The organism is Vibrio sp., from assembly GCF_984391705.1.
In genome coordinates, this window is sequence record NZ_CFHWOM010000013.1 from 52,004 (window position 1) to 74,042 (window position 22,039).

At 45.3% G+C, this 22,039-nt stretch carries 24 protein-coding genes and 2 tRNA genes; 15 read left to right on the top strand and 11 right to left on the bottom strand.

Annotation, left to right across the window (positions count from 1 at the left end; translation table 11 throughout):
- Nucleotides 1-27: 27 nt before the first annotated feature.
- The 5 genes from AC4MRV_RS10240 to trpS all read left to right on the top strand — a co-directional run bounded on the left by AC4MRV_RS10240 (nt 28) and on the right by trpS (nt 5,037).
- Complete coding sequence (locus AC4MRV_RS10240) at nt 28-1,512, top strand: SPOR domain-containing protein (protein WP_491187245.1); 1,485 nt, start codon at nt 28-30, stop codon at nt 1,510-1,512.
- A 68-nt stretch (nt 1,513-1,580) separates the two neighbouring features.
- Nucleotides 1,581-2,408, top strand: a complete 828-nt coding sequence (locus tag AC4MRV_RS10245; RefSeq protein WP_491187246.1) for a Dam family site-specific DNA-(adenine-N6)-methyltransferase — start codon at nt 1,581-1,583, stop codon at nt 2,406-2,408.
- A 106-nt stretch (nt 2,409-2,514) separates the two neighbouring features.
- Nucleotides 2,515-3,186: a ribulose-phosphate 3-epimerase gene (rpe, locus tag AC4MRV_RS10250; RefSeq protein WP_491187247.1), complete on the top strand. Its 672-nt coding sequence runs from the start codon at nt 2,515-2,517 to the stop codon at nt 3,184-3,186.
- 4 nt (nt 3,187-3,190) lie between these two features.
- Nucleotides 3,191-3,871, top strand: a complete 681-nt coding sequence (locus AC4MRV_RS10255) for a phosphoglycolate phosphatase (RefSeq protein WP_491187248.1) — start codon at nt 3,191-3,193, stop codon at nt 3,869-3,871.
- A gap of 128 nt (nt 3,872-3,999) precedes the next feature.
- Nucleotides 4,000-5,037 carry a tryptophan--tRNA ligase gene (trpS, locus tag AC4MRV_RS10260; RefSeq protein ID WP_491187249.1) on the top strand — a complete coding sequence of 346 codons (1,038 nt, stop codon included), beginning with the start codon at nt 4,000-4,002 and terminating at the stop codon, nt 5,035-5,037.
- A gap of 65 nt (nt 5,038-5,102) precedes the next feature.
- Here the strand turns inward: trpS and trmL are convergent, their stop codons facing one another.
- From trmL to AC4MRV_RS10280, 4 genes are all read right to left on the bottom strand, one after another.
- Complete coding sequence (gene trmL, locus AC4MRV_RS10265; protein ID WP_006881329.1) at nt 5,103-5,579, bottom strand: tRNA (uridine(34)/cytosine(34)/5-carboxymethylaminomethyluridine(34)-2'-O)-methyltransferase TrmL; 477 nt, start codon at nt 5,577-5,579, stop codon at nt 5,103-5,105.
- Nucleotides 5,580-5,681: 102 nt separating this feature from the next.
- Entirely contained in the window at nt 5,682-6,299 is a 618-nt protein-coding gene (locus AC4MRV_RS10270) for a superoxide dismutase (RefSeq protein WP_491187250.1), read from the bottom strand.
- A gap of 73 nt (nt 6,300-6,372) precedes the next feature.
- Nucleotides 6,373-7,758 (bottom strand): envelope stress sensor histidine kinase CpxA, encoded by a 1,386-nt coding sequence (gene cpxA / locus AC4MRV_RS10275; RefSeq protein WP_491187251.1) that lies wholly within the window; start codon nt 7,756-7,758, stop codon nt 6,373-6,375.
- Entirely contained in the window at nt 7,758-8,453 is a 696-nt protein-coding gene (locus AC4MRV_RS10280; RefSeq protein ID WP_491187252.1) for a response regulator, read from the bottom strand. The genes cpxA and AC4MRV_RS10280 overlap by 1 nt, the downstream gene beginning before the upstream one ends.
- Nucleotides 8,454-8,641: 188 nt before the next feature.
- Here AC4MRV_RS10280 and AC4MRV_RS10285 point away from each other — a divergent pair, with 188 nt between their 5' ends.
- The 3 genes from AC4MRV_RS10285 to pfkA all read left to right on the top strand — a co-directional run bounded on the left by AC4MRV_RS10285 (nt 8,642) and on the right by pfkA (nt 11,394).
- Nucleotides 8,642-9,145 (top strand): CpxP family protein, encoded by a 504-nt coding sequence (locus AC4MRV_RS10285; RefSeq protein WP_491187253.1) that lies wholly within the window; start codon nt 8,642-8,644, stop codon nt 9,143-9,145.
- Nucleotides 9,146-9,253: 108 nt separating this feature from the next.
- Nucleotides 9,254-10,162, top strand: a complete 909-nt coding sequence (fieF, locus tag AC4MRV_RS10290) for a CDF family cation-efflux transporter FieF (protein WP_491187254.1) — start codon at nt 9,254-9,256, stop codon at nt 10,160-10,162.
- Between the two features lie 269 nt (nt 10,163-10,431).
- On the top strand, nt 10,432-11,394 hold the full coding sequence (pfkA, locus tag AC4MRV_RS10295; RefSeq protein WP_491187255.1) for a 6-phosphofructokinase: 963 nt from the start codon (nt 10,432-10,434) through the stop codon (nt 11,392-11,394).
- A gap of 81 nt (nt 11,395-11,475) precedes the next feature.
- On the opposite strand, the gene AC4MRV_RS10300 is transcribed toward pfkA, so the two are convergent.
- The 4 genes from AC4MRV_RS10300 to epmB all read right to left on the bottom strand — a co-directional run bounded on the left by AC4MRV_RS10300 (nt 11,476) and on the right by epmB (nt 15,060).
- Entirely contained in the window at nt 11,476-12,801 is a 1,326-nt protein-coding gene (locus AC4MRV_RS10300; protein WP_491187256.1) for an anaerobic C4-dicarboxylate transporter, read from the bottom strand.
- A gap of 172 nt (nt 12,802-12,973) precedes the next feature.
- Nucleotides 12,974-13,468, bottom strand: coding sequence for an MgtC/SapB family protein (locus tag AC4MRV_RS10305; RefSeq protein ID WP_491187257.1), 495 nt, complete (start codon nt 13,466-13,468; stop codon nt 12,974-12,976).
- Nucleotides 13,469-13,546: 78 nt separating this feature from the next.
- Nucleotides 13,547-14,035 carry a type II secretion system protein gene (locus AC4MRV_RS10310; protein ID WP_491187258.1) on the bottom strand — a complete coding sequence of 163 codons (489 nt, stop codon included), beginning with the start codon at nt 14,033-14,035 and terminating at the stop codon, nt 13,547-13,549.
- A gap of 2 nt (nt 14,036-14,037) precedes the next feature.
- Nucleotides 14,038-15,060, bottom strand: coding sequence for an EF-P beta-lysylation protein EpmB (gene epmB / locus AC4MRV_RS10315; protein ID WP_491187259.1), 1,023 nt, complete (start codon nt 15,058-15,060; stop codon nt 14,038-14,040).
- Between the two features lie 33 nt (nt 15,061-15,093).
- On the opposite strand from epmB, the gene efp reads away from it, so the two are divergent.
- The 3 genes from efp to rraA all read left to right on the top strand — a co-directional run bounded on the left by efp (nt 15,094) and on the right by rraA (nt 17,295).
- A complete protein-coding gene (efp, locus tag AC4MRV_RS10320; protein WP_491187260.1) occupies nt 15,094-15,660 on the top strand; it encodes an elongation factor P in 567 nt (188 codons plus the stop codon).
- Between the two features lie 116 nt (nt 15,661-15,776).
- Nucleotides 15,777-16,694, top strand: coding sequence for a 1,4-dihydroxy-2-naphthoate polyprenyltransferase (locus AC4MRV_RS10325; protein ID WP_491187261.1), 918 nt, complete (start codon nt 15,777-15,779; stop codon nt 16,692-16,694).
- A 76-nt stretch (nt 16,695-16,770) separates the two neighbouring features.
- A complete protein-coding gene (rraA, locus tag AC4MRV_RS10330) occupies nt 16,771-17,295 on the top strand; it encodes a ribonuclease E activity regulator RraA (RefSeq protein WP_491187262.1) in 525 nt (174 codons plus the stop codon).
- Nucleotides 17,296-17,307: 12 nt separating this feature from the next.
- Here the strand turns inward: rraA and AC4MRV_RS10335 are convergent, their stop codons facing one another.
- Both AC4MRV_RS10335 and tpiA read right to left on the bottom strand, forming a co-directional pair.
- Nucleotides 17,308-18,666, bottom strand: coding sequence for an MATE family efflux transporter (locus tag AC4MRV_RS10335; protein WP_491187269.1), 1,359 nt, complete (start codon nt 18,664-18,666; stop codon nt 17,308-17,310).
- Between the two features lie 125 nt (nt 18,667-18,791).
- Nucleotides 18,792-19,562, bottom strand: a complete 771-nt coding sequence (gene tpiA, locus AC4MRV_RS10340) for a triose-phosphate isomerase (RefSeq protein ID WP_491187263.1) — start codon at nt 19,560-19,562, stop codon at nt 18,792-18,794.
- A 272-nt stretch (nt 19,563-19,834) separates the two neighbouring features.
- On the opposite strand from tpiA, the gene AC4MRV_RS10345 reads away from it, so the two are divergent.
- Both AC4MRV_RS10345 and AC4MRV_RS10350 read left to right on the top strand, forming a co-directional pair.
- Nucleotides 19,835-20,182: a 5-carboxymethyl-2-hydroxymuconate Delta-isomerase gene (locus tag AC4MRV_RS10345; RefSeq protein ID WP_491187264.1), complete on the top strand. Its 348-nt coding sequence runs from the start codon at nt 19,835-19,837 to the stop codon at nt 20,180-20,182.
- Nucleotides 20,183-20,215: 33 nt separating this feature from the next.
- On the top strand, nt 20,216-20,638 hold the full coding sequence (locus AC4MRV_RS10350) for a DUF805 domain-containing protein (RefSeq protein WP_491187265.1): 423 nt from the start codon (nt 20,216-20,218) through the stop codon (nt 20,636-20,638).
- A gap of 66 nt (nt 20,639-20,704) precedes the next feature.
- Here AC4MRV_RS10350 and coaA read toward each other — a convergent pair whose 3' ends face one another.
- Nucleotides 20,705-21,628, bottom strand: coding sequence for a type I pantothenate kinase (gene coaA / locus AC4MRV_RS10355; RefSeq protein ID WP_491187266.1), 924 nt, complete (start codon nt 21,626-21,628; stop codon nt 20,705-20,707).
- A 209-nt stretch (nt 21,629-21,837) separates the two neighbouring features.
- Here coaA and AC4MRV_RS10360 point away from each other — a divergent pair.
- A tRNA-Thr gene (locus AC4MRV_RS10360) sits at nt 21,838-21,913 on the top strand.
- 34 nt (nt 21,914-21,947) lie between these two features.
- A tRNA-Tyr gene (locus tag AC4MRV_RS10365) sits at nt 21,948-22,032 on the top strand.
- Nucleotides 22,033-22,039 lie beyond the last annotated feature (7 nt).

The window sequence follows — 22,039 nt, forward strand, 5'->3', positions numbered from 1 at the left end:
TTTAAGTATTGTCTTTAGGATGGCGAAATGAGCATGGCGCATGATTCGCATGTGTTGGAGTTGGATACACAAGTTGAATTACTTGAACGTTTGCAACTTCTAACCAACTTTGGTTCTAACTTAGTTACGATTGCTGGTGATAGTGGTGCAGGCAAAACGTGGCTTGCACAGCGTTACTTGGAAGCTTGGGCACTGGAAAAGAACCAAGCGTTGCTACTTTGCTTTCCTAATCAAGATGACGAACAACGTCGAATGACGATACTTTCCCAATTAGTGTCGGAACCTCTATTTAATCCGGCTGACTCATTGGCTGAGTCTTTCGTTCGCCTAATGGACGGCGAAGCTTGTGACATAGTGATTACTATAGATGATGCTCATTTGCTGAGTGAATCATTTATATCCGAGCTGTGGATGCTGGTGCTGGAGTCACAGCAGAACCCACTTTGGACCGTCAATGTTTTGCTGTTTGCTCAAGTGAACTCATTGGATGCACTTCTAACGCGCTTGAGTTATGGGCAAGAACATAAACCAATTGATTTAGAAATCGAAACGCTTTCGGAGCAGGAAGCGGAGCGATTCTTTGAACAATTGGTGGTTAGGTATGTCGAAGATGACATGGAAAAGCGTGTACGTAATGCGTATCGCTCAGTTGCTCGCCGTCCTGGCGAAATAATGGCATTAGGGGATCACAAAGTGGAAAAAAGGATCATTATCCGTTCAATTATCGGCTCACCTATTAATATCGCCTTGGTTGTTCTCATTTTGCTAGTGGTTATTGGGGCTGGCTATTGGTGGATGATGTCTCAGCCTTCACCAGATGATAAAGCGCAGCAGATCACTCAATCGATTGAGCAGACGGTCATTCCTACTTTACCTGAGACCGTTTCGGGGGCGGACACTACCTCTTCCGCTGATATTATTGTCCCAGATCCCGTTATTGACCCAATGCTAGCAGGGGCGGAAGATGATTCTCAATCACTGCCACCAGCGGTCACGAACGAAGTGACCAGTGTTGGCAGTAGTGACGATGGGCATCAACGTGTTGTGATTACATCTGAAGTTGTGGACGCGCTACTTGATGATAAACCGGAAAGCGTTGATACCAGTGCGATAGAGCAGGTGGTTGAGGACTCTATTCCTGCTGAGGTTAATGATGCAGCAGTTGAAGTGGAGCCAGAAACCGAATCCGCTCCTCAATCAGTGGTGAACTTTTCCTTTACTAAAGATGAGTTGAAGGCGTTTTCTCCGCGCAGTTACACATTGCAATTAGCGGCAGTTACTCAGTTATCGGACGTACAGAAGTTCCTCGATACTTATCAGGTCAAGCAGAAAGTCTACATCTACCCAACGGTCCGTAATGATGTTGAGTGGTTTATTATCACCTACGATAACTTTCCAACCATTCAAGTCGCTCGTGACGCTGTTGCGGGGCTATCTGAAGAGTTACAACAGCTCGAACCTTGGGCAAAATCACTCAGCCAAGTTCACCGAGAGATTGAACGCGGAAAATAGTCTGAGATTCGACGCAAAATATGTTACATTCCGCAGCCTCGATTTGTGGTTGATAGATAGAGCAGTAGATGAAGAAGCAGCGTGCCTTCCTGAAATGGGCAGGTGGAAAATACGGACTTGTCGAAGATATCCAGCGTCACTTGCCAGAAGCACGTAAGCTGGTGGAGCCGTTCGTTGGTGCTGGTTCCGTTTTCCTCAATACCGATTACGATCAATACCTGCTTGCGGACATTAACCCGGATCTTATCAATCTCTACAATCTTCTCAAAGAGGACCCAACGGAGTATATCTCTGAAGCGAAGCGTTGGTTCTGTGCAGAGAATAATCGTAAAGAGGCATACTTGCATATTCGCGAGCAGTTTAATGCAACCGACGATGTAATGTACCGCTCCTTGGCCTTTTTATACATGAACCGCTTTGGTTTTAATGGCCTATGCCGTTACAACAAGAAAGGTGGTTTTAATGTGCCATTTGGCTCATACAAAAAGCCTTATTTCCCAGAAGCTGAGTTAGAGTTTTTTGCTGAAAAAGCAAAGAAGGCGACCTTTGTTTGTGAGGGGTACCACGATACATTCAAACGTGCTCGTAAAGGCAGTGTTGTCTATTGCGATCCCCCTTATGCGCCGCTATCAACGACGGCCAATTTTACTTCTTATGCGGGTAATGGATTCACTTTAGATGATCAAGCTGCATTGGCGGATGTCGCTGAGCGAGCTGCTACTGAGCGAGGCATCCCCGTCCTGATCTCGAACCACGATACAACTTTAACGCGCCGCTTGTATCATGGCGCAGAGCTGAATGTGGTTAAAGTGAAACGAACCATTAGTCGCAATGGGGCAGGGCGTAATAAAGTCGATGAGTTGCTGGCATTGTTCAAGCCAACAGACAACGAATAATCACATTTCATCACACCTCCCTATCTTCTGACCTTTAGCTTAGGTAGAATTGCGCACAAAGATTCTTCAGTGTGCAATGATGCCCAATTAAACCTAGAGGTCAGGTATGAAAGATTTCCTTATCGCTCCATCAATTTTGTCTGCAGACATGGCTCGTCTTGGTGAAGACGTAGAAAAAGTACTCGCAGCCGGTGCTGATGTGGTGCACTTCGACGTAATGGATAACCACTACGTACCCAACCTGACTTTCGGTGCGCCAATCTGTCAGGCACTACGTGACTACGGCATTACAGCGCCAATTGATGTTCACTTAATGGTGAAACCTGTGGATCGTATCATCCCTGATTTTGCGAAAGCGGGTGCGTCGATGATCACGTTCCACATCGAAGCTTCTGAGCACGTTGACCGCACACTTCAACTTATCAAAGAGCACGGGTGTAAAGCGGGTGTCGTTCTGAACCCGGCAACGCCTCTGTCTCACCTTGAGTACATCATCGATAAAGTGGATCTGATTCTTCTAATGTCAGTAAACCCAGGTTTTGGTGGCCAGTCGTTTATTCCCAAGACTCTCGATAAGCTACGTGCAGTACGTAAGATGATTGATGAATCTGGTCGCGATATCCGCTTGGAAATCGATGGCGGTGTTAAAGTTGAGAACATCAAAGAGATCGCAGAAGCGGGCGCGGATATGTTCGTAGCGGGCTCAGCTATCTTTAATCAGCCGGATTACAAAGAAGTGATCGATCAAATGCGCGCTGAGCTAGAACAGGTAAAGTAATTCGATGAGCACTATTAAACTTATCGCTTTTGATTTAGATGGTACGCTGCTTGATAGTGTGCCAGATTTGGCGGTTGCAGCGGACCAAGCAGTACAAGCATTGGGCTACCCAGCAGTAACTGAAGAGCAAGTACGCGACTATGTCGGTAACGGTGCTGATGTGCTTATCGGTCGTTCATTGAGCCGCAGTTTGACGGTTTCTCCTGATCTTGATCCTGAGCTACATGCCAAAGCCCGTGTTTTGTTTGACGACTACTATGAGCAAAGCGGCCATAAACTGAGTCATCTTTACCCCGCGGTAAAAGAGACTTTAGCTGAGTTACATAAGGCTGGCTTTACCATGGCGCTTGTGACCAACAAGCCATCGAAGTTTGTTCCAGAAGTTTTAGCCAAGCATGGTATCGATAAGTATTTTGTTGATGTGATTGGCGGCGATACTTTCCCTGAGAAGAAGCCAAATCCAATGGCGTTGAACTGGTTGCTTGAGAAACACAATTGTCAGCCACAAGAGATGTTGATGGTTGGGGATTCAAGTAATGACATCAAAGCGGCGAAAAATGCAGGCTGTTACTCGTTTGGTTTAACTTACGGTTATAACCATGGAGAGCCAATCGCGGCCTCTAACCCAGATTTTGTCGCGGACACCATCGCAGATTTGGTCGAAGCGGTCGCTGTTTCAGCGTAACAGCAACAAAAGATCTTCCAAAATACTCGTCAATGAGTACACTGAGTAAACCGTGTCACTGGCAGGTTTGTGCCTAAATCGACACGGTTTTTCATTTTTTAGATTAAGAAGTCAAAGGAACTATTCCCATGAGCAAACCCATCGTATTGAGTGGTGTTCAACCATCAGGTGAACTAAGTATCGGTAACTACTTGGGTGCTCTACGTCAATGGCAGCAGATGCAAGACGATTACGATTGCCAATACTGTGTTGTAGACCTTCACGCAATTACGGTTCGTCAAGATCCGAAAGCCCTGCATGAAGCGACTCTAGATGCGTTAGCAATTTGTCTGGCTGTTGGTGTTGATCCGCAAAAGAGCACGCTATTTGTTCAGTCACATGTACCAGAGCATGCTCAACTTGGTTGGCTTCTTAACTGTTATACCCAGATGGGTGAACTGGGCCGTATGACTCAGTTTAAAGATAAGTCAGCACGTTACTCAAAAGACTCATCTAGCCAATTTGGTGATGTAAACGTAGGTCTGTTCGATTACCCAGTGTTGATGGCAGCAGATATCCTGCTATACGGTGCGCATCAAGTGCCAGTAGGTAGTGACCAGAAGCAACACCTTGAGCTAGCGCGTGATATCGCTAACCGCTTCAACAACATCTACTCACCAGAGCAGCCAATCTTCCAAGTACCAGAGCCGTACATCCCGACAGTGAATGCTCGTGTAATGAGCCTGCAAGATGCAACGAAGAAGATGTCTAAGTCTGACGATAACCGTAAGAACGTGATTACTCTGCTAGAAGAGCCGAAATCAATCATCAAGAAGATTAACAAAGCTCAAACTGACGCAGAGACTCCACCGCGTATTGCTCACGACTGGGACAATAAAGCGGGTATTTCTAACCTAATGGGTCTTTACTCTGCGGCAACGGGTATGAGCTTCGAAGAGATTGAAGCGAAGTACAAAGGCGTTGAAATGTACGGTCCATTTAAGAAAGATGTTGGTGAAGCACTGGTTGCTATGCTTGAGCCAATTCAATCTGAATACCACCGTATTCGTGCTGACCGTGCCTACATGGATCAAGTGATGAAGCAAGGTGCAGAGAAAGCATCAGCTCGCGCAGCAGAAACGCTGAAGAAAGCATACGAGGCGGTTGGCTTTGTGGCTCGTCCATAGAGTTAACAATTTAGATTAATAAAAAGCGGACTCATTGGAGTCCGCTTTTTTGTGTATCAGCCCAGTTACTGAGCGCCTTCAAAGCCCATTTGGCGCCACGCTTCAAATGCTATGATGGCTACGGCGTTAGATAGGTTTAAGCTACGAGCATCTGGCATCATTGGAATACGAATGCGCTGCTCCATCGGCATGCTTTCGATCAGTTCAGCAGGTAAGCCGCGTGTTTCTGGGCCAAACAAAAGCACATCGCCTTTTTGGAAGTTGGCATCTACATGGTGACCTGTTGTTTTAGTTGTACAAGCAAAGATGCGGTAGTCACCACGCTCTTTCTCTAGGTACTCAACAAAGGCTTGGTAGTCTTTATGGCGAGTCACTCGCGCAAGGTCATGGTAATCCAATCCAGCTCGGCGCACTTTCTTCTCTTCTAAATCAAACCCTAGTGGCTCAATCAAATGTAAGTTCGCACCACAGTTAGCACAAAGGCGAATTATATTTCCTGTATTAGGGGCGATCTCGGGCTCGTAAAGGGCGATATCAAACATGATTAAGCTTTCTTATCTTTGAGTAAATAGAGCGAGAAAGTATAAGGCGGCTTGTGAAAACCGCCAAGCCTGACGTTGTGAGTTTTTATGTATTGATGGACTCTATTTTCCTTGTGCTAGAGCGACCGCGTAGTTTTCGCTGACTGCTGCCCAGTTGACTACATTCCACCATGCTTCGATGTAGTCAGGTCGACGGTTTTGGTAGCTGATGTAATAAGCGTGTTCCCAAACATCGAGCGCTAGAATCGGCTCACCTTGAATATCAGCGACATCCATTAACGGGTTATCCTGATTGCTTGTGGATGTCACATGCAGAGCTCCATCTTTAACGATTAACCAAGCGAAACCTGAGCCGAAGGTATTGATAGCGGCATCGGTAAACAATTGCTGAAATTGAGCAAAGCTGCCAAAGGTTTCAATAATAGCTTCGAGTAATTGGCCATTTGGTGCCCCGCCACCGTTTGGTGTCATGCAGTTCCAGTAGAGAACATGGTTATAAAACCCTCCGCCATTGTTGCGCAGTGCTGGAGATAGCTGAGAGATCTGGCTGAACATGCTTGCAAGCTCTGCGGATTCAAATTCTGTCCCTTTTACTGCGGCGATAAACTTGTCGTAGTAAGTACGGTGGTGCTTGCTGTAGTGCACTTCCATGGTTTTGGCGTCAATGTAAGGCTCTAATGAGTCGTATGAGTAAGGCAGTTCTGGGAAGGTGTGAGACATAGTAAATCCTCCATAATTGAAGGATTTACTATAAATGATAATGAGATCCATTATCAACTAAGTGTTTGTAGGGTTATTTTTCTGTTCCTACCGGGAGGGTGATTTCTACGCTTAATCCACCTAGCGAGCTACGCTTCGCCACTATTGAACCGCTATGTTGACGAATCGCGCTTTCGGTTATGGTCAAACCAAGGCCTGTTCCCCCGCTGTGTCTATCTCGAGCGGTGGATACACGATAGAAGGGGCGGAATATGGCATCTAGCTCTTGCTCTGGTACGCCTTCACCATTGTCATCAACAGCAATCATAATCTGTTGATTGGATTCAGTGAAAGTGACTTCAATTTGGTCTTTACCGTAGTAGATAGCATTTCTAACAATATTGTCCAATGCACTCATTAGCAGTTTTGGGTTGCCTGAAATCAGTCGATCTGGGATAGCACTATATAAGAGCGTTTTGTCCATTTGTTCTGCTTCAAACTGAGCATCAGAAAGAATCGCCTCCCACAAACTAGTCATAGGTTGTTCTTCTCGGGTAAGGTGGCTATCCACTTGCATTCGAGACAACTCTAGTAGTTCAGCAATCATCTGCTCTAAACGCTGTGCTTCGGTATCAATTCGGCTTAACTCTGGACTTTCCCCTTGTTTACGTGTTGCTAGGGCGTTGGCCATACGTAATCGTGTCAGCGGAGAACGTAGCTCATGAGAAATGTCTGAAAGCAGCCGCTGCTGACCAGAAATCATCTGGTTAACGGCTTCCACCATTTGGTTAAAGCTCGCACCCGCTTGGCGGAACTCGCTTGTCCCTTTCTCTAAGCTTGGATCTACGACAAACTCGCCCTTAGCCACGCGTTTTGCTGCGCGTTCTAGTTTTCGAGCTGGTTGGCTAAGAGCCCACGCAAGCCAAAGGAGCAAAGGCGTACTGACTAGCATGACCGCGAACAGCAGTTGAAAAGGTTTATCAAACATTCTGAGCAGGAACGGAGGTGGCTCGTTCCACTTTACCCCGATATACAGCAGCAAATCTTGTTTGGCTAGGGTGACGGGTAGCGGACCTGCAACCATGTAATGCCCATAGAGCTTTTGTTGCGGTTGGCCTGGAACTTCAACACTTGTAATGAAGTTTTGCAATGCTCGGTAGCGGTAGTTTTTTCGGTCTTGCGTCGTCAGTATGTTGCCATCTTTATCTGTAACGAAGAAGCGAGGTCTAGGATCTTTTGGCGAACGTTTCGGACCTTCAAGTTTAAATAGTATCTTGGCTAAGTTATCTTCTTGCGCATATTTGCGCTCAATACTTTGGGTTATCTCAACCAGTCGACTGTAATGATCGGCTGGAATATCGCGCGCTTTTCTCGGATCAAGGTGCGGCAGTGACAAAACTGCCACCAAAACAAGAAACATGGTAAACCAGAAAATGGCGAAAATGCGTCCATATAAACTGGTGATCTTGGGTAGGCGCATCAATCTTCCTCAACTAATAGGTAGCCACGTCCGCGTAAGGTCTTAATACGGGATTTACCATCGCTTCGTTCAGGAAGCTTTTTACGTAGATTAGACACATGCATATCGATGGCGCGATCAAATGCTGCAAGGCGTTTTCCTAAAACATCCAGGCTTAATGTCTCTTTGGTTAATGTTTCCCCGGGGTTTTGTACAAAGTGACTCAACAATGCAAATTCAGTCGTGGTCAATTCAATTTGTTGGCCTTGGCAATAGGCTTCTTGTTTACCGGGAAAAACTTGAATGTCTTGATACTCGATACAGTCACTTCGTTTATCTGACTTTGCTGTGGAGCTAGACTGTGTTCTACGTAAGATCGCGCGAATCCTAGCCAATAGCTCCCTATCACTGAATGGTTTTGGAAGATAGTCATCAGCACCAAGCTCCAAGCCTATTACGCGATCAATCTCTTCACCTTTCGCTGTGAGCATAAGAACAGGCGTTTCCCAGTTCTCTCTAAGCCGTTTCAATGTTTCCATGCCATTTAGCTTCGGCATCATGACATCAAGTAGAATCAAATTTATGTTGCTATCGAGCTTTGCTAAGCCTTCTTCTCCATTGTTGGCTTCAGTCACATCAAAACCTTCGAAGGTCAAAACTTCTTTGAGCAAACTAGTTAGCTCTGTGTCGTCATCAATGAGCAAGATATGTGGCATTACAAAATCTCTTCTTAAAGGGGATAGGTTAAGTTTACTTGGAAACCAGTGGCAAATTTAGTCGCAATTTTACTCTTTACGATTCTTTACGCTCTCTAAACACTGCTTTACGCAGCAGATCGTATTCTACAATCAAGCGCTGCAGAGAAAGGCAGCTCAACCTAACAAATACAGTGAAAGGTACGATTATGAAAATGGCAAAGAAATTAGTAGTAGCGGCAGTAGTTCTTCCTCTAACCCTAGGTACTGCAAGTGCCTTCGCATTTGGTGGTAAAGATCACAAGAAAGGCGGCCATGGTGAATGTGGTGGTGGTTTTGACCGTGGCATCATGCGTCAACTTGACCTGACTGATGCGCAGAAAGATCAGTTAAAAGAGATGCGTGAAGCGGGCAAGAAAGAGATGAAAGCAAACTTCCAAGCGAACTTCTCTGAGCGTCAGGCGGAGATGCAAGCCCACCAAGAAAAAGTTCAGCAGCTAGTCTTAGCGGATAACTTTGATCAAGCGGCAGCTGACGAGCTCGCGAAAGTGATGGTTGAGAAACAGAGTGAACGTAAAGTGAAAATGCTTGAGAAGCAACATCAGATGCTAAGCATTCTAACACCAGAGCAAAAGGCGAAGTTTGTTGAACTGCAAAAAGAGCGTGCAGGTAAATGTGCAGAAAAAATGCAGAAGCGTTTTGCAAACAACTAATGATTATTGAATAGAGAAAGCGGCCTACTGGCCGCTTTTTTTATGCCATTTTTATTCAACATTTGAAGGGTTATACTAAGGGTATGTTTGTTTATTGCTCAATCGTTTATGAAACATGATTATGCTCGCTTAGTAACAATGGCTGCTTGGACTGCGACCATAGTGGCGACTTTATTGTTAATTGTTAAAGTTGGGGCTTGGTGGGTAACTGGTTCAGTTAGCTTGCTTGCATCTTTAATTGACTCACTACTGGATATTGCGGCTTCGTTAGTGAATCTAGTTGTGGTTCGTTACTCTCTTCAGCCTGCTGATAGGGAACATACCTTTGGCCATGGTAAAGCCGAGTCTCTTGCCGCCCTAGCGCAGGCAATGTTTATTTCCGGTTCTGCGGTTTTCCTTATTCTCAATGGTATTGAGCGATTCTTTAGGCCGCACGATCTGCAGTCACCAGAGTACGGTGTCTATGTCAGTCTGTTTGCCATTGTGGTGACGTTTGGTTTAGTCACTTTCCAAAAGCATGTCGTGAAGAAAACCGGTAGCCAAGCGATCGCCGCAGACTCTTTACATTACCAGTCAGATCTCTATATGAATGCCGCGATCATGTTAGCACTTGGGTTAAGTTGGTTTGGCATTACCCAAGCTGACGCGGTGTTTGCTGTCGGTATTGGTGTCTATATTTTGTATAGCGCGTTCAAAATGGTTCAAGAAGCGACTCAAACGTTACTGGATCGAAAATTGCCTGATAGTGAGTTGAGTGATATTCGTCAGGTTTGTATCTCTGTTGAAGGGGTGTTAGGTGTGCATCAACTTCGGACTCGCATGTCAGGACCGACCCGATTCATTCAGTTGCATTTAGAGCTCGAAGATCAATTGGCATTAATTGAAGCGCATCGAATCTCTGATGAGGTAGAAGCAAAACTACTTGAACTGTTTCCAGAATCAGATGTACTGATCCATCAAGATCCTTATTCGGTCGTACTAGGCGAAGAGAAAGAGCAAAAGTCTCAAGGGTGGTAGTTGCCTTCGCGCGACAAAGCGCAACTTATTGACTATCTTTTCAGCGGGTTCACTTTTAACTGTGATCCTGATGTGTATCAATTAAGTGAAATCGCAAAGCTGTAATACTCTTACATAAGTAGAAAAGTTACATAATTTCGTGCAAATAAAAGTAGTATTCCTAACTAGGAAAGGTAACATATTGCACAGTTAAAGGAATTCAGTCAGCTGCTTTGTGTAAGCTGCTGACGTAAAAATTGAAATAAGATTCCCAAAAATCGAGGGTGAGCATGATTAAGAAGATCGGTGTCTTAACAAGTGGCGGTGACGCACCTGGTATGAACGCAGCTGTTCGTGGCGTAGTACGTACTGCACTATCTGAAGGTTTAGAAGTATACGGTGTATTTGATGGCTACCTAGGCCTATACGAAGATCGTATCGAAAAACTAGATCGTTCAAGCGTTTCTGACGTGATCAACAAGGGTGGTACTTTTCTAGGTTCTGCACGTTTCCCTGAGTTTAAAGAAGTGGAAGTGCGCCAGAAAGCTATCGAGAACCTACAAAAACATGGCATTGAAGCGCTAGTAGTTGTGGGTGGTGACGGCTCTTACATGGGCGCTAAGAAGCTAACTGAAATGGGCTACCCATGTATTGGTCTTCCGGGCACGATCGATAACGATATTGCAGGTACTGATTACACTATCGGTTACCTAACAGCACTTAACACTGTTATTGATGCGATTGACCGCCTACGTGATACTTCTTCTTCGCACCAACGTATTTCTATCGTTGAGATCATGGGCCGCCACTGTGGTGACCTAACGCTAATGTCTGCGATTGCTGGTGGTTGTGAGTACATCATCACGCCAGAAACAGGTCTAGATAAAGAGAAGCTGATCAGCAATATCCAAGACGGTATTGCGAAAGGTAAGAAGCACGCAATCATTGCTCTAACTGAGCTGATGATGGATGCAAACGAGCTAGCGAAAGAGATCGAAACGGCAACGGGTCGTGAGACTCGCGCGACGGTTCTTGGTCATATTCAACGTGGTGGTCGCCCAACAGCATTTGACCGTGTTTTAGCTTCCCGTATGGGTAACTACGCGGTTCACCTTCTGATGGAAGGTCACGGTGGTCGCTGTGTTGGTATTCAGAAAGAGCAACTTGTTCACCACGACATCATTGATGCGATTGAGAACATGAAGCGCCCCGTTCGTAATGACCTATTCAAGGTTGCTGAAGAACTGTTCTAAGCCTCACGCGAGCAGATAATAAAAAGCCAGTAGGGAAACCTACTGGCTTTTTTCGTTTTGCTTAGTGTTAATTAATTGAGGTTAGTTAACCAGCATGGTTGAAAGTACGTAACCGACCGTTGTTGCGGTGATGACACCAATAAAGCCTGGCAATAAGAAACTGTGGTTGAGCACATATTTACCAATCTGTGTTGTTCCTGAGCGGTCGAAGGTAATTGCGGCTAAGTCACTAGGATAGAACGGGAAGAAGAAATAGGCATAGCAAGCTGGCAGTACACCAATTAGTACTGGGGCTGGAATTCCCATTGCAAAGCCAAGTGGTAGCATGATGGTTAACACCGCTGCTTGGCTCTTGAGGAACACGGATACAACGAACATTGCAATGGCAAAGGTCCAAGGGTGCGCCGCAACGATATCGCTAACCAAGCTAATCAGATACGGTTTGTGGAAGCCAATAATTGTGTCGCTCATCCAAGCGATACCAAAGATGATGATCACTGCGGTCATACCGGCGATAAATACATTGCTGTGGACGATCTTCTTCGGTTCAACTTTGGTGGTTAATAGAATCAGCGCACCAACGGAAAGCATCAAGAACTGAATTGCCACTGACATTTTCACGCCGTCTGGCAGAAGACCTAAATCTTTACCAAACATCGCGACAAAGATAACCGTTGCGATCCCCGCTAAGAAGATAGTTAGGCCTTTTTTAGCAATACCTTCATGCGCTGGGTCGTCATCTTCTTCACTTGTAGCATCGATCAGCTGAGCCTTGAATTCTGGATCTTGGCAACGCTCAATAAACGCAGAGTCTTGATCAAGCTCTTTACCTCGCTTTAGACTCCATAAACAGCCGACCAGTACACCTATTAAGGTGGCAGGAATGGTGACTAACAGTACGTTAACGAGACTAATATCCAAATGGTTATCGGCTGCAGTGGCCATTACCACTGCTGCTGCAGCAGCGATTGGGCTAGCGGTAATGCCCATTTGCGAGGCAACGGTTGCCATCGCCATTGGTCGCTCTGGACGTATGCCTTTCTTGTAAGCGACATCGTAAATTACAGGTAGCAAAGGGTAGACAGAGTGGCCGGTACCTACCAAGACGGTTAATGAGTACGTACATAGAGGTCCAAGAAATACGATTTGGCTTGGGTGCTTTCGTAATAGTCGCTCAGCAAATTTGACCAGTAGTTTGAGGCCCCCCGTCGCTTCTAAAGTGGCCGATGCGGCAACGACGGCGAGAATGATCAGCATGACACTGATAGGAGGTGAGCCGGGAGCGACACCGAATACAAATGCGAGAACCGAAACCCCGAGGCCCCCGAGTAGACCAAACGCAATGCCTCCGTGGCGGATACCAATAAAGATTACCGTCAGAAGCAGGAGCATATGTACGTAGAACATAATCAAACCCTACAAAATAACTAAAGTGCTGATTATGCTACCCAAAAGTGGTAGGTCGAAATGTGAAGTTCTGTGACTATCTTGCACAGGCTTTTCGTTTTCGACCTCTTCCTTGTTTTTTATCAATTTGCGGCGCAGTAATCGAAGCTAGGTAGTGATTTCGCCGCATGGATCATGAATTTCGTCTAGATACTTTCCTACTTTGGAATTTTTGGTGCACACCACGTCGTAGTGCTTTAATGCGGTTTTCTGCTCTGTCTACACCGAGTAACACGCTTAAAACCAATACCGTGATCACCACTGATTGCTGTAAATAACCTAGGCCAATCATCATGCCTAACGCTGCTAGCACCCAGATTACCGCTGCGGAAGTGACTCCGTGAATCTTCCCGTCTAGAGTCATCATGACCCCAGCTCCGAGAAAGCCAACGCCTGTGATGATTTGTCCCAATACGCGGGCTTGATCAAGCGTGTTTGGTGATAGAGACACCGCCATAGACATAAAAAAGTAAGTGCCTGAGATCACGAGGATCGAAGTTCGGATGCCCACAGGCTTGCCTCTAGTTTGACGTTCCACACCGACTAAAATGCCGTTGATTGCGCAGCAAAGTAGTGCTGGCCAACTGAATGGGCCAAGGTCGAGTAGTTGTTCGATAGTTGGTTGCATAGTGACCTCCAAAACGCCGGAGTATGCATACAATAGACCTGTCTATCGAACAAAAGATTTTTGTCATCAAGACAAAACCTAGCAACCGGTATCAGTGAGTTCAAAACTTGGTGGTGCGGAAGAGGTAGCTTCGGTATAACGTAAGAAACAGTGATGACTTGGATCTATCATCGAGCGTGTCATAAAGCGGATCCAGTTATTTGCTGGATTGTTATGGAAATACCATTCTGCCGGAACGTCTGGGTCAAAAATCGCATCGGAAAAAGTGCTGACAATTAATCGACTCCATGTATTTGCAGAATCTGCTGCTGGGTAACCCCAGGCGAGCAAAACATTATCGCCATCTATGTTGATTGTTGCTTGGCTTACTCTATCTAAGCCTTGTTGAATCGCCAGAGGGTGAATCATGTCTACCGCGCTTTGCATGCCACCTTGAAGTCCCACTAGTGCTGAAATACGGGCATCAGATTGGAGGCTAATAAAACGTGGTAATGCTGTTACAGCCAAGGTAGCCAGCACGGCGATGACAACAATCAGTTCGATGAGGGTAAAACCGTTGCGTTTCATGATTACTCTAAATGTAAATCCAATGGTGTTTTACTTGCTCGGCCGCCAATCTCTCGAGTGAGCTTAGGGACCAAATAACCTGACACTCGTTCAATGACGCCTGCCATAATCTTTTTGGCGTCTTGGTCAGAGACAAAAAAGTGTGCAGCACCTTGAACTTTATCTAGCACATGGATGTAGTAGGGTAGTATGCCTGCATCAAATAAGGCTTCACTTAGATCCACTTGCGCATCAACACTATCATTTACACCTTTGAGCATCACGCCTTGGTTGAGAAGGGTAACATCGGCTTGCTTAAGAACAGTTAAAGCACTTCTCAATTCAGCGTTGATCTCTTGGGCATGATTAATATGAGTGACCAAAATCACTTGTAAGCGGGTAGCGGAGAGAGTTTCAACTAATGCTTCTGTGACTCGTGCCGGAAGGACGACTGGTAAGCGTGAGTGGATTCGCAGGCGCTTTATATGAGGAATATCAGCAATATGATTGATCAACCATTGTAATTCCGCATCTTTGGCCATGAGTGGGTCTCCGCCGGACAAGATCACCTCATTGAGCTCTGGGTGTTGCTGAATATAGTCGAGGCTTTGCTGCCACGCCGTTTTATTGCCCTTATTTTCTTGGTAAGGAAAATGGCGACGGAAACAGTATCGGCAATTGATCGCACAGCCACCTTTCACGATCATTAGTGCTCGGTTTCTATATTTATGCAGTAATCCCGGGATCGAGTTGTTCTGCTCTTCAAGCGGATCATTGGAGTAGCCTTGGTGAACTTCAAACTCTTCTGATAACGGCAATACTTGACGCAAAAGTGGATCGAAGGGATTGCCTTTTTCCATTCTATCGACAAAACTTTGCGGCACACGCTGTGCAAAAAGCTTTCTAGCTTCGAAGCCCTGTTGCCAAGGCTCAGGATCGATTTCAAGCTGATCGAGCAATTTTGCAGGATCAGAGATCCCATTCGCTAGCTGTTTGAGCCAGTTTTGCTCAACAGATTCGGCTTTTCGGGTTATGATATGCGGCATTGAATTTAGCTCTAAGAATGTAAAGAGGAAAAAATGGCTACTGTTAGCACCAATGAATTTAAAGGCGGTCTAAAACTCATGCTTGATAGCGAGCCTTGCGTTATCCTGGAAAACGAATACGTTAAGCCAGGTAAAGGCCAAGCGTTCAACCGCGTAAAAATTCGTAAGCTTCTTTCTGGTAAAGTGCTAGAGAAAACCTTCAAGTCTGGTGAAACTTGTGAAGTTGCAGACGTCATGGATATCGACCTAGATTATCTATATAACGACGGCGAATTCTACCACTTTATGAACAATGAGACGTTTGAGCAAATCGCAGCAGACGTAAAAGCAGTTGGCGAAAACGCTAAATGGTTGGTAGAAAACAACACTTGTATGCTTACTCTTTGGAATGGCAACCCAATCGTTGTGACTCCGCCAAACTTCGTTGAGCTTGAAGTGACAGATACTGATCCAGGTCTAAAAGGCGATACTCAAGGTACTGGTGGTAAGCCAGCTACGCTTTCTACTGGTGCAGTTGTTCGCGTTCCACTGTTCATCGCTATCGGTGAAGTGATCAAAGTAGATACTCGTACAGGCGAATACGTTGGTCGCGTTAAGTAAGCTTTGCTTGCGTCAAGTTTTAGAAAAAGGTCACTTCGGTGGCCTTTTTTGTTTTTCAGCAATGCGTTTGATGTGCCACAATCTTTGTCACGCATTATGTGACTAAACTAATACTCATGAAACAGTCTTTACGAATTTGGCTTGATGCCGCTCGCCCAAAAACCTTGCCTTTGGCTTTGGTCTCTATCTTAACCGGTAGTGTATTGGCGTATTCTACTCATAAGTTTTCCTTCGCTGTTGCGTTGTTGGCCTTTCTTACGGCCACCTTGCTGCAGATACTGTCTAACTTGGCAAATGATTATGGGGATGCAGTTAAAGGGACGGACAACGAACAGCGTCTTGGACCAATGCGCGCTATTCAGTCAGGAGAAGTTAGCCAAAAAGCGATGAAATCAGCGATCATCATTAATGTTGTGTTGACCATTATCTCCGGATTAGCGCTGGTCTTTTATGCATTGGATAGTTTACACAGCATCTTGGCTTTCATTGGATTAGGTGTGCTCGCTATCGCGGCTGCTATTGCTTATACCGTGGGTAATAAGCCATATGGTTACGTTGGCCTTGGTGATATTTCAGTGTTTATCTTCTTTGGCTTATTAGGGGTGGCAGGAACATTCTTCTTGCATACTGGGGTCGTTGCACCACTGCTGATTTTACCTGCCATTGGCTGTGGTTTATTGGCTGTTGCGGTACTTAATATCAATAACATGCGCGATATTGAGAATGATGAAGTGTGTGGCAAGCGTACTGTTGCGGTTAGATTGGGCCAATACAAAGCGAAGCAGTACCACTCTGTTCTGCTGATTGGAGCATTGCTTTCTTTTATTGTGTACTTGGCACTTCAGCCTGCTCCAATTTGGTTCTGTCTACCATTTTTAATCAGTGCTATTGTGGTTTATAAACATGGTAAAGCGGTCTGGCAAGCCGAGCAACCTGCTCAAATAGCACCGATGATGCCGGTAATTGTAAAATGCTCGATGGTAACTAATCTACTTTTTGCTAGCGTAGTAATTGCTCAGACATTAGTGAGTTAAGTGATGCGTGTCATTGCAATGACTTAATGCCCCTATATACTCGATGGAGATAACGAACGGTATGGGAAGAAACACGATGGAATACAATACCTCTGCCCTATGTGACATTTACCTAGAACAGGTGGATGTTGTAGAGCCTATGTTTAGTAATTTTGGTGGTTGTGCCTCTTTTGCTGGGCAGATTACAACCGTCAAATGTTTTGAAGATAACGGCTTAATTCGTGAAATCTTAGAGCAAGATGGCTTAGGTCGAGTACTCTTGATCGATGGTGGTGGTTCATTGCGTCGTGCGTTAATTGATGCTGAGTTAGCAACTCTCGCTGAAGAAAATGACTGGGAAGGTATTGTCGCATACGGTTGTGTGCGTGAAGTCGATGAGTTAGAAGATATGAGTATCGGGATTCAGGCTCTTGCGTCAATTCCTGTGGGGGCAACATCGCAAGGTGTTGGTGAGGTTGATGTACCTGTCAATTTTGGTGGCGTAACCTTCCTTCCTGAAGATTACCTCTACGCAGATAATACTGGTGTGATTTTATCTCAAGAGCCTTTAGATGTTGATTTAGAGCTTGATGAAGAAACCGCTATCGATGATGAAGAATAACAAAACACCGGCCTAGGCCGGTGTTTTTGTATCGTTCTCAAGCAAGTATTGTTGACGTAACTTAACGGCATATAAGTAACCTAATACCCCGCCTAAGATATTGCCAAGTGCAATGCCAATAAATAGTCCTTCAATGTCATAAAGTAAGCTGCCAAGCCAAGCACAGGGCAAAGTAAAGACAAACAAACGCATAAAGCTCCACTGGAATGCTTTTAGTGGTTGGTGCAGTGCATTCAAACTAGAGACCAGCATCATAATGACACCTTGAAAACCGTAGCTGAACGGGACCACTAACAAGTAGTGCCAGAGGATATCTTTCACCGCTTGCTCTTGGGAAAACAGTGCCGCTAATGGGATACTTAAAGGTACCATCATAACGAATATTCCGAGCTGGAATACCATGGAAAAGCGCATGCTAAGGAATAGACCTGCAAAGCTACGATGCGGGTTGTTTGCTCCCATGTTTTGGGCTACGAACGGCGTTAATGCAGAGGTTAAAGACATCAATACTAAAATCAAAATCGATTCGACCCGTTGAGCTGCACCATAAGCCGCTACCGCAGCCGTTCCATGGCTTGAGAGCATCATCATTAGTATCGCGCCTGAGATAGGGTTCATCGCATTCGATAGTGCTGCGGGTGTGCCTATTTTCAAAATTAAGCGCCAATCTTGGTAAACCTTGGTTAAGTCTGGTAGACCGAGAAGTTTCTCACGTTTGATGAGAACGTAAAGAGATCCGCATAAAGCGCCTAGCCAACTGAATGCGCTTGCAATCGCGGCCCCTTGAATACCGAGTTCTGGAAAAGGACCGATGCCAAAAATTAGTAGTGGGTCGAGGACACCATTGATTAAGCCAGCCAGCATCATGATCTTTGCTGGGGTTTTGGTATCGCCTGTCGCTCGAATGGCGCTGTTGCCAGCCATAGGGATGACTAATAATGGAATCGTCAGATACCAAATGAACATGTACTGCTCAATAAGCGGAATCAATTCAGCTTTAGCCCCTAAACTGAGGAACAGTGGTTCAATGGTCGCGATACCTAACGCGCAGGCGAGGGCGACAAGTAGCACTGCGAGTAATAATCCGTGGCTAGAGAAGCGCGCAGCATCTTGAGAATGCCCTTGGCCCAATAAGCGACCTATGTTGGTCGATAACCCCATGCCGATGCCCATCGTAATACAGTTAACCGCGAAGGTAACAGGAAAGGTATAACTGATGGCAGCAAGTGCCTCGGTTCCAAGCAATGAGATAAAGAAAGTATCGACAAGGTTAAACATCAGGATCGCGATCATGCCGAAGGTCATCGGGATGGTCATCTGACGTAACACGGTAGGGATGGGGCCGGTTAATAGGCCGTGCTTATCCTGCATCGAGAACTGCTGTTTGCTTGGACGAAAAGCGTAGCATACTTGATCTGTCCCGATACGACCAATTATCAGACACAAAAAAGGCCAGCTTGCGCTGACCTTTAGAATGCTTATTCGTTAAGAATAAATTACGCTTTAGCTGCTGCCGCTGCTTTAGCGATTGCTGCAAAGCTCTTAGCGTCTAGAGAAGCGCCGCCAACTAGAGCACCGTCGATGTCTGGTTGTGAGAAGTAAGCTTCTGCGTTTTCTGGCTTAACAGAACCGCCGTATTGGATGATTACTTGTGCTGCAACTGCTTCGTCTTTCGCTGCGATTAGTGCGCGGATAGAAGCGTGGATGCGTTGTGCATCTTCAGCTGTTGCTGCTTTACCAGTACCGATAGCCCAGATTGGTTCGTAAGCGATGATTGCGCCGTTTAGAGCTTCAACACCGTAAGCGTCGATAACTGCGTTGATTTGACGTGCACATACTGCTTCAGTTTCGCCAGCTTCGTTTTGAGCTTCAGATTCACCGATACAGAAAACAGGAGTTAGACCGTTTTCTTTTAGGAAGTTGAATTTCTTCGCGATGAACTCATCAGATTCGTTGTGGTATTCACGACGCTCTGAGTGGCCGATAATGATGTGAGAAGCACCGAAGTCTTTCAGCATCTCTGGAGACATGTCGCCAGTGAATGCACCGCTGTTGTTTAGGTCAGTGTTCTGTGCTCCTAGGATGATCTTGTTACCGCCTTCAGCGATTACGCGCTCAGCAAGATCGATGTAAAGTGCTGGTGGAGCTACTGCTACGTCAACACCTTCAACGCCTTCAAGTTCAGCGTTAAGACCAGTTAGCAACTCAGTTACCATTGCTTTGCTACCGTTAAGTTTCCAGTTACCCATCACTACAGGACGACGCATAGGAATATCTCCGTATTTAATCAATTAATGTAAAAAATCTTCGTAAGAATATAACAGATAAAAAAGGCAAGATCATGATTACCGTCATGTCTTAACCGGATCTCATCGAATGGTAGGAGCTGTCACTGCACATAAATGACACCCAGCTGTCTGACTAGAGTGATCCATTAAGCAGAATAGTACCAATCGACTGCAAAGTTAGGTGGGAAATTGTTAATAGTGAAAGCGTTACAAATCGTAATGATGAAACTCTCTTACATTTGAGGATTACAATGCCAAATCTAGTAATGGAATACTCCAACTCTGTTGATGAGCGTGTTAATGTGCAAGGGCTGTTAGAAGACCTTCACCAAGTTGCACTGCAAAGTGGGCTGTTTGATGTTGGCTCAGTAAAATCAAGAGCATTGCGCTGTCACAATTGGTTGATTGGTGATGAGGGTGATAGTGTCGACTTCATCCATATCAGTTTCGAACTACTCGATGGCAGAACACCGGAGCAGAAAAGAGAGCTGTCGCGACAATTGATGACTGTTTTACAGGCGCAAGCGGGCCATGTTCGCAGCCTAACAGTGAATATGCGTGATATGGATAAGGAATGCTTCCAGAAGGTCACCAACTAATTTTTCATTTTGTTGTATTTTTTAGGTAAATCGATGTCAATTAAAGAACTGCTGTTTTCATTTCAAGGGCGGATTGGGCGTAAAGTCTACTGGACTTGGAATGTTATGTACTATTTAGCCATTTTTGGTTTTGGTATTGGGATGAACGTATTGTTCCCTGCCATTTCTCATCTAGTTTTGCCGGTATTTCTCATTGCCGCATTGATTCCAGATTTAGCCATCACTGCGAAGCGTTGGCATGACCGTGGTAAGTCAAGCTGGTGGTTACTGATGAATATTCCACTTATTGTTGGTCGTTTAATGGCGCCAATGGACGGAGACCCAATGGCAGCTCCTAGCACAATTCAAATGGTCGCTTATACTGCTTCTTTGATATGTGGTGTTTGGATTCTTGTTGAATGTGGCTTTCTGAAAGGTCAAGCAGGTGAAAATCAGTATGGCCCTGAAACCAAATAATGTTTATCTAACCGATTAAACCAAGGGTTGAGTTGTAAGCTCAACCCTCAAGTGCCCTCATATCGATTACTTTCTTAGTAGCACTTCTTCGATACGATGATCTCGTGCCTTTTTTAAAATCAGCTGAGCTCGCCCTTTAGTAGGTAAAATATTTTGCGTTAGGTTGATGCCATTGATGGTTTGCCAGATATCACGAGCTTTTTCGATAGCTTGGACTTTATTCAGTTTGGTGTAGTGGCTGAAGTAAGAGCCTGGCTTAGTAAACGCACCTTGGCGGAATTTTAAGAAACGCTCTACGTACCAGTCTTCAATAACTTCCGATTCTGCATCCACATAGATAGAGAAATCCAAGAAATCAGAAACAAAGACACGATGCGGGTCGTGAGGGTAATCCATCCCGCTTTGTAGAACGTTTAGACCTTCAATGATGAGAACATCGGGGCGGTCGACAATCTTAACTTCTTCAGTAATGTCATACGTGATATGCGAGTAAACGGGAACCTGCAGGTTAGGTTTTGCAGCCTTTACATCAGAAACAAACTCCACCAAGCGTTTGATATCATAAGACTCAGGGAAGCCTTTCCGGTGCATGATGTCCCGATCATTAAGTACTTTCTTCGGATACAGAAAGCCGTCTGTGGTAACCAGTTCTACCTTAGGGTGTTTATCCCAGCGTGAGAGTAAGGCTTTGAGCAATCGAGCTGTGGTACTTTTGCCTACCGCGACACTGCCGGCGATACCAATGATAAATGGTGGTGTGGTTTCTTGATTATTAAGAAAGTTATTCAGTACCGTGTTGCGGCTTTGCCTGGCAGAAATATAGAGGTTAAGGAGACGAGCCAGTGGTAGATAGATCTCTACCGCTTCCTCCATCGTCAGACTTTCGTTAACCCCTTGCAGTTCGCGTAAATCCTCTTCGGATAGCGTCATGGGTACAGAATTACGAAGCTCTGCCCATTGCTGACGATTAAAAGAGAGATAAGGTGTCATAGTCTTCCTAACCCGAAAATCACGATAAAGAGCAGCGAAAATACAACAACACGCAGCGAAAGCAAATGACATGAGCAAGATTAAGTCATATTTGCAGTTCGAATTGTGTGTTTTTTCAGCAAACGAACGGAAACTAACTAAAATCGTGTTTTTTTTTGATTTTCCTATTGCAAGGTCGGGATTCCTTCAATAGAATGCGCACCACTTATGCCGACTTAGCTCAGTAGGTAGAGCAACTGACTTGTAATCAGTAGGTCACCAGTTCGATTCCGGTAGTCGGCACCATTTCTCCTTTATGAGAGATATGGCGTAAAAATTTGGAGGGGTTCCCGAGTGGCCAAAGGGATCAGACTGTAAATCTGCTGGCACTGCCTTCGATGGTTCGAATCCGTCCCCCTCCACCATATTCTT

Bases quoted from the DNA above. Each gene is read 5' to 3' on its own strand.
- AC4MRV_RS10240 (WP_491187245.1), top strand. From the start codon at position 28: ATGAGCATGGCGCATGATTCGCATGTGTTGGAGTTGGATACACAAGTT.
- AC4MRV_RS10245 (WP_491187246.1), top strand. From the start codon at position 1,581: ATGAAGAAGCAGCGTGCCTTCCTGAAATGGGCAGGTGGAAAATACGGA.
- rpe (WP_491187247.1), top strand. From the start codon at position 2,515: ATGAAAGATTTCCTTATCGCTCCATCAATTTTGTCTGCAGACATGGCT.
- AC4MRV_RS10255 (WP_491187248.1), top strand. From the start codon at position 3,191: ATGAGCACTATTAAACTTATCGCTTTTGATTTAGATGGTACGCTGCTT.
- trpS (WP_491187249.1), top strand. From the start codon at position 4,000: ATGAGCAAACCCATCGTATTGAGTGGTGTTCAACCATCAGGTGAACTA.
- trmL (WP_006881329.1), bottom strand. From the start codon at position 5,579: ATGTTTGATATCGCCCTTTACGAGCCCGAGATCGCCCCTAATACAGGA.
- AC4MRV_RS10270 (WP_491187250.1), bottom strand. From the start codon at position 6,299: ATGTCTCACACCTTCCCAGAACTGCCTTACTCATACGACTCATTAGAG.
- cpxA (WP_491187251.1), bottom strand. From the start codon at position 7,758: ATGCGCCTACCCAAGATCACCAGTTTATATGGACGCATTTTCGCCATT.
- AC4MRV_RS10280 (WP_491187252.1), bottom strand. From the start codon at position 8,453: ATGCCACATATCTTGCTCATTGATGACGACACAGAGCTAACTAGTTTG.
- AC4MRV_RS10285 (WP_491187253.1), top strand. From the start codon at position 8,642: ATGAAAATGGCAAAGAAATTAGTAGTAGCGGCAGTAGTTCTTCCTCTA.
- fieF (WP_491187254.1), top strand. From the start codon at position 9,254: ATGAAACATGATTATGCTCGCTTAGTAACAATGGCTGCTTGGACTGCG.
- pfkA (WP_491187255.1), top strand. From the start codon at position 10,432: ATGATTAAGAAGATCGGTGTCTTAACAAGTGGCGGTGACGCACCTGGT.
- AC4MRV_RS10300 (WP_491187256.1), bottom strand. From the start codon at position 12,801: ATGTTCTACGTACATATGCTCCTGCTTCTGACGGTAATCTTTATTGGT.
- AC4MRV_RS10305 (WP_491187257.1), bottom strand. From the start codon at position 13,468: ATGCAACCAACTATCGAACAACTACTCGACCTTGGCCCATTCAGTTGG.
- AC4MRV_RS10310 (WP_491187258.1), bottom strand. From the start codon at position 14,035: ATGAAACGCAACGGTTTTACCCTCATCGAACTGATTGTTGTCATCGCC.
- epmB (WP_491187259.1), bottom strand. From the start codon at position 15,060: ATGCCGCATATCATAACCCGAAAAGCCGAATCTGTTGAGCAAAACTGG.
- efp (WP_491187260.1), top strand. From the start codon at position 15,094: ATGGCTACTGTTAGCACCAATGAATTTAAAGGCGGTCTAAAACTCATG.
- AC4MRV_RS10325 (WP_491187261.1), top strand. From the start codon at position 15,777: ATGAAACAGTCTTTACGAATTTGGCTTGATGCCGCTCGCCCAAAAACC.
- rraA (WP_491187262.1), top strand. From the start codon at position 16,771: ATGGAATACAATACCTCTGCCCTATGTGACATTTACCTAGAACAGGTG.
- AC4MRV_RS10335 (WP_491187269.1), bottom strand. From the start codon at position 18,666: ATGCAGGATAAGCACGGCCTATTAACCGGCCCCATCCCTACCGTGTTA.
- tpiA (WP_491187263.1), bottom strand. From the start codon at position 19,562: ATGCGTCGTCCTGTAGTGATGGGTAACTGGAAACTTAACGGTAGCAAA.
- AC4MRV_RS10345 (WP_491187264.1), top strand. From the start codon at position 19,835: ATGCCAAATCTAGTAATGGAATACTCCAACTCTGTTGATGAGCGTGTT.
- AC4MRV_RS10350 (WP_491187265.1), top strand. From the start codon at position 20,216: ATGTCAATTAAAGAACTGCTGTTTTCATTTCAAGGGCGGATTGGGCGT.
- coaA (WP_491187266.1), bottom strand. From the start codon at position 21,628: ATGACACCTTATCTCTCTTTTAATCGTCAGCAATGGGCAGAGCTTCGT.